At 33.3% G+C, this 5,614-nt stretch carries 6 protein-coding genes and 1 pseudogene; all 7 read right to left on the reverse strand.

Annotation, left to right across the window (positions count from 1 at the left end; translation table 11 throughout):
• Positions 1–372: 372 nt before the first annotated feature.
• Positions 373–747, reverse strand: a complete 375-nt coding sequence (locus U9O55_00275) for a hypothetical protein (protein MEA2088269.1) — start codon at positions 745–747, stop codon at positions 373–375.
• The gene (locus U9O55_00280) at positions 731–1,504 is read right to left on the reverse strand and encodes a DUF4065 domain-containing protein (GenBank protein ID MEA2088270.1); all 774 of its coding nucleotides are present in this window, start codon (positions 1,502–1,504) and stop codon (positions 731–733) included. The genes U9O55_00275 and U9O55_00280 overlap by 17 nt, the downstream gene beginning before the upstream one ends.
• 106 nt (positions 1,505–1,610) lie before the next feature.
• A pseudogene (locus U9O55_00285) lies at positions 1,611–1,733 on the reverse strand (HNH endonuclease signature motif containing protein).
• Between the two features lie 229 nt (positions 1,734–1,962).
• On the reverse strand, positions 1,963–2,970 hold the full coding sequence (locus U9O55_00290; GenBank protein MEA2088271.1) for a hypothetical protein: 1,008 nt from the start codon (positions 2,968–2,970) through the stop codon (positions 1,963–1,965).
• 40 nt (positions 2,971–3,010) lie between these two features.
• Positions 3,011–3,430, reverse strand: a complete 420-nt coding sequence (vsr, locus tag U9O55_00295) for a DNA mismatch endonuclease Vsr (protein MEA2088272.1) — start codon at positions 3,428–3,430, stop codon at positions 3,011–3,013.
• Complete coding sequence (locus U9O55_00300; protein MEA2088273.1) at positions 3,427–4,458, reverse strand: hypothetical protein; 1,032 nt, start codon at positions 4,456–4,458, stop codon at positions 3,427–3,429. The genes vsr and U9O55_00300 overlap by 4 nt, the downstream gene beginning before the upstream one ends.
• Before the next feature lies 1 nt (position 4,459).
• A complete protein-coding gene (locus tag U9O55_00305; protein ID MEA2088274.1) occupies positions 4,460–5,425 on the reverse strand; it encodes a DNA cytosine methyltransferase in 966 nt (321 codons plus the stop codon).
• Between the last annotated feature and the right edge of the window lie 189 nt (positions 5,426–5,614).

Consider the following 5,614-nt stretch of genomic DNA (forward strand, 5'->3'; position numbering starts at 1 on the left):
ATAACATCAATAGGAAGAGTAATACTATAACTCCTGCCATTTGAAGTCTTTGAGAGAGAACGAATATTTTTTTCTTGTAATTTTCTTCTGCCCATAATTTTATTATATAAAAATTCAAGGATTTATTCAAGGATTTATTCAGGGATTTAATCAAGGATTTAAAAATATAATTTAGAGGTACCTTTTGGACGAAATCCCTGCCTGTCTGCAGGCAGACTTCCTACAGATTTATCCCGTAGCCAGTCTGAAAAACTGTGGTATTGCGACCCCCTTTTTACCCCGTAGTCAGCTTTTCTGTACTACTGGGGTCTTTTTGCTTTTCGGCGGAGTTTATCCCACTGGATAGCGGAGCCCAATTTTTTTGCGGGGCTTTTAATTTATTGTATTTATAAAATCAATAATTCTCTGTTTATTTTCATTAGCTTGATCTGCTTTAAAATAAATTTCTATAAACACGATTTTCTGCTCAACAGGAAAATAGGCATAGATAAGGCGAATACCACTTTTTGCTCCACGACCTTTTAAATCCTTACATTGAAATTTTTTAACTTTAAAAAATTTAAGTTCCGCAGTGTTGCCAGCTCCTTGAATTTCAAAAATGCTTCTGCTGTCTATTTCTTTACAATGAAAGAGTTCGATTCTATATTGCTTATTTACTTCTAAATCATCTACCAACGATGGAAATTTCTTTAGCAGTTTTTTGAAATCGCGTGTGAATTTTTCTGTTTCATCATAATTCATCATCATATTGTCTTACGGAAAATTCATCGGTGCGAGAAAAAACAGCTTCATAGTTAATCGGCTGTAAATCATCTGCACCAATCCACGGAACATCTTTATGTGAATAATCACGCATTTTTATTGCGTTAAAATCCTTAAATCGTTCAATTTCCCAATCAATTAATTCTTTTTCTTGAGCTGAAAAATTTGAAAGATCAGCAGACCTTCGTGGTAAATATTTTTTTTGTTCATGTTGGAAATATTTTTTGGTAACACGAGTCAAATCGCCGTCTTGTTCCATTTGTGCGACAATTTCGGGAAAAGCAACAGGAGTTGGTCCAAAATGATTTTTTATATATTTCGCGCCAATTAACTGTTCTTCAAATTTTTCATAAAAATCAAAATCTATAAAGTATATTAGTTTACATACTACCGCCTCGCCGATATTCGGTCGTGCGCCAATGCGTTCCAAAATATATAAAAGCACTTCTTTGAATTTTTCTACTTTTTCTTGCGGTACAGAAACACGCGTTTCAAATTTTTGTATTTTTGGCTTTTTGGACTTTTCCAATTCTACTTTTGATTCTGGTATTTTTTTACCAGCAAGAAAATTTTCCAAAGACAAGCCGAAAAATTGCGCTAATTTTTGCGCTTCTTTTACAGACATATCTCGCGCGCCACTTTCAATCTGCGCGTAAGTTGGGCGAGATACACCAATTTTTTCTGCCAAAAACTCTTGACTTATATCATGTTCTTGACGAAGTTTTTTTATGAATGTAGTCATAAATTTATTATTATTTTTACACTTTTAGTATAGCAAATGTAAAAATACCTGTCAAGCAAATTGACAGGTATTTTTACACAGGCTAAATTTAATAACTTTTTTGCTTTTATTTCCCAGACTTTCGTCTATTACAATCTTTGCACAACATCTGGCAATTTTTGTCTGTTGTTTTTCCGCCCTCGTGCCAAGGGGTAATATGATCTGCCTCCATTTCTTCATGAACTATGGCGCTACACTCCTGCTAAATCGAAAGTCCGCTCACTCACGAGAAACACCTCGCATTGGCTGTTCACTGCGTTCACAATGCCTGCTCGGTGTTCTCGTGGCTCGCTCGTTGGCTTCGATGAAAGTTTTGTGTACACCTTACAAAAATAGAAAGGATTATGCTATGCACAAGCAATTCATATTGCGCTTACCCCACCCACCCAATGCGCGCGCAAGCGGAACTCCCTTAAACTCTATGGTTTATTGATGGTTTGATTTTTTATCATGCCAATAAGTTCTGTAACCAGCTGAGTGTCATACTTACCAGATTCCTTTATTTTTGGCTCGGTAAATAATACATCAAGCCCTCTTTCTAGAATATCGTCTGATTTTTCTTTATTTGTCTGCATAAGATCTGTCATTGTGTTCAAAGATGTGTTTTTAAAGCTGTATATTTCATACATTCTTTTATGATATGTAAATTGATTTATAAAAAATACCATAAAATATGACGGGATAATTAGTGATGAAACTCTAAGTATTGCGGATCCAATGTCTACACCACCATTGGATTCCAATACGGAAATAAATGAAGCTACTATAAAAGCAATAATTACACCCATTACACCAGCAAAAAATAACCACCACCAATGACCGCTAAATTTCCATGATAAAAATTTTTCTGACCTATGTATTTTATGCTCATCTGCACGATTCAGAAAAGTTCCAAGACTTTCCTTAATAGTCTTATCTTCAAAAGAAACTTTTTTTGTAATCAAATCATCAACAAGTGCGATCGCTTTTGTAAAATTATTAACATCAAAATCTTTTAATTCTTTATTCGCTTCTTTAAGTTTTTTAACAGTGTCTGCAAAATCTGGCTTTAATTTTAATTCCGTGTAAACGCCAGAGGTTCTAAATATATTACTTATAGCATGTAAAGTATTCAGTGGTGCATGATGTTGTGATGTGATTTGTTTTTCATCCAAACTTTCAAGTGGCTGATATTGATTCACAAAATCATTAAAATGATTATTTAGGTCATTCAAGTAATTAAACGAAAGATCTTCAAGTACAATTGGATATTTTTTTATTTTCCTTGCAATACCAATTGTTGATTCAACCAGTCTTTTTAATTCTTCAGATGATAAATTATTCCATACAGCAACAGACGGATTGGTCGGATATAATTTTAACAGAGCAAAATTATTGATTTTATCAATATTTGTTAATATTTGCTTTTTTACATCTTCTAAACTCATAAAATTATTTTAAACTTCTTATTTTTGATTATCTGTTCTTTTATATTTTTTTTAATTTATGTTCCCAAATTCTGACAACCTCCCAGCTTTGTTGTCTCAGATATGCCGTAATTTTTTTGTCTCTTTTTCTGTTATTTTCAATTTTTGTCCGCCAAAAATCATTTTTTAGTAAATGTTTCCAGCGTGGGTATTGCCAACCGTGCCAAAAATCACTATCAAGAAAAATGCATATTTTATCTCTGTCAAAAACGATGTCTGGCTTTCCTTTTATGTCCGTGGCGTTCAACCTAAACTTTTTCTTCGTGTGTTTTTTTAATTTTTTTATGAAATTCTCTTCAAATTTAGTTCCCCGTGATTTGATTTTTGACATTAAAATTGAACGATCTTCTTTTGATAATTTATCGTCGCCTCGTTTTTTGTTAAAATTTCTATTTAAATAGTTGTTTGTTTTTTTGTTCATAGTCCAGATTCAAAAATATCCAAAACAGAAACGGACAAATCATTTGATGATTTTTCGTTAAGTAATTTTTTCCAAAACAACAATCTGTTTTTACCTAATTTATCTATTCTCCAATAATGTTTAAAAAAATCTTCCGGTAATTCATCAATTTTCTTTTTAATCGCTTTCGCTCGAACAATCATATTATAATAAATTTTTGGCACGATTATTTTTTTTCTTTTGATTTTTATTTCCATTTGCCCGCCAGCCGTGAAAACATCGCGCAAATTTGCCGACACGGCGTTATACTCGGTTATAAGATAGGCTGCCGCTCTTTCAAATTTCGTCGTGCTGTTTCCAAACATCTCGGGAAACAAAATCATGGCTTCAACGATAAAATTTTCTTTTTCTTTCTCGCTCAATCCTCTAAAAGGTTTTATAACTGGGCTGACTGTCTTGTCTTGTTCGGGGTCAATCCACCATAATTCTTCGCCGTCTTTTAATTGTGTCCGATAATAATTCTTAACCGTGTTAATCGTATCGTCGCTTTTTCTTAAAGTATCGTAATCAACGCCCATTTTATCGAAAATTGATTGTCCGTCGGATAAATCCATATTTATTCTATATCTTGGCGAATGAGTCACGCTTATTTCAGGCAAACATTTTTGATACAACCTATAACGGATATTCAATTTGCCTCCAAATTTACCGAACATTATGTAAATTTTTTCCACGGCTTCAATTCTTGAAGATTCAAGTACGCTGTTTCCAGTTGAAGTCCAATGATTATTTACCGTCATTTTTACTTCAACGCCAAAATATCCATTTGCGACTATGTCAGGAAAAGCATGAGTTCCCGTTTGTTGTATTGTTCCCTTGAAAATAGTTTTTTCGGCGGCTTCGGTCATTTTTTCAAAAACAATCGTTTCAAAATATGTTGGTGAAATATTTTTTTCTCGCGTTAAATATTTCAACAATAAAATCTTTGACTTTTCAAGTAAAGCGATAAATTCTTCTTCCGTCGCGTTTTTATTTTTGGCGTAAATCATATTAAATGTTTTTATTTAAAAATTTTTCCACGGTTTTGGCGACATGCCACGCCATTACTGGCGGGACGGCGTTTCCGATTTGTTTGTAAGCTTGCGAAGTGGAAGGGTAAAAAATAAAATTATCGGGAAAAGACTGTATTCGCGCCGCTTCTCTCGCGGATAATCTGCGTTTACCGTTCCAGTGCCATTCAATATTGCCGTGATGTTCCGTTCTCATTGTTGGACCTGGTTTATTCGGAGAAACAACCGTGTTTCCCTGCCCATTATTTTTCTTAGCTTTTGACCAATAATGGTTTAAAACTGCTCCCTCTGAAATATTTTCAAGATCGCCAATGGCTTTTTTAAGTGAAACCCAATTTGTTTTATTGTGTATCGGGTTTGGATGTTTAAATTTTGGTAATTTTCTTTTTTTTGTCCCAACAATAATAACGCGTTCTCTTGTTTGCGGTACTCCATAATCAGCGGAATGAAGCAACTTATAAACGACGTTATAATTCAAAGATTCAAAATCTTTTTTGATTATCTCAATAGCCTCGCCGTTATTCATGGTTAACAAACCTTTTACGTTTTCGGCAACAAAGAGTATGGGCTTGGTTTTTTTGATAACTTCTATCATACTTTGATACAGCAACCCTCTTTTTCCGTTAAATCCTTGTCTTTTGCCCGCGTGACTAAAATCCTGACAAGGAAAACCACCCAAAACAATATCAGCTTTTTTAGGAATCGGTTTATCAAACATTTTTGGATGTTTCCCGTCTAATATTTTGACTATATCACCGCAAACAATATCATGATTGAAATATTTTCTAAATGTTTGACATGATGATTCGTCAAAATCATTCGCCCAAATTATTTCAAAATTTCTTTTAGCGTATTTTTTTTCAAGAAATTCAAAACTACCAGTAAATCCTAAATCAAGACCACCACAACCTGAAAATAATGAAACTATTGAATATTTTTTACTCATAATTTTTATTTTATTAAATCATCAATACTAACACCCAAAGCGTCCACTTTTTTAAATTATTTTAATTCTTAAACTTAGTGTTAATATATAATTTTTTTATGATTCAGTCAATCAAGATATTAGAGCAAAAATTCAAAATATAAACATACCACATGGCGGATTTATCCGCTGAAGCTTTAACGAAGGCGG

This window comes from Patescibacteria group bacterium (genome assembly GCA_034660655.1).
Lineage (GTDB): Bacteria > Patescibacteriota > Patescibacteriia > JAACEG01 > JAACEG01 > JAACEG01.

Coding starts and splice junctions, on each gene's coding strand:
- U9O55_00290 (MEA2088271.1), bottom strand. CDS start 2,970: ATGAGTTTAGAAGATGTAAAAAAGCAAATATTAACAAATATTGATAAA.
- U9O55_00305 (MEA2088274.1), bottom strand. CDS start 5,425: ATGAGTAAAAAATATTCAATAGTTTCATTATTTTCAGGTTGTGGTGGT.
- U9O55_00275 (MEA2088269.1), bottom strand. CDS start 747: ATGATGATGAATTATGATGAAACAGAAAAATTCACACGCGATTTCAAA.
- U9O55_00300 (MEA2088273.1), bottom strand. CDS start 4,458: ATGATTTACGCCAAAAATAAAAACGCGACGGAAGAAGAATTTATCGCT.
- U9O55_00280 (MEA2088270.1), bottom strand. CDS start 1,504: ATGACTACATTCATAAAAAAACTTCGTCAAGAACATGATATAAGTCAA.
- vsr (MEA2088272.1), bottom strand. CDS start 3,430: ATGAACAAAAAAACAAACAACTATTTAAATAGAAATTTTAACAAAAAA.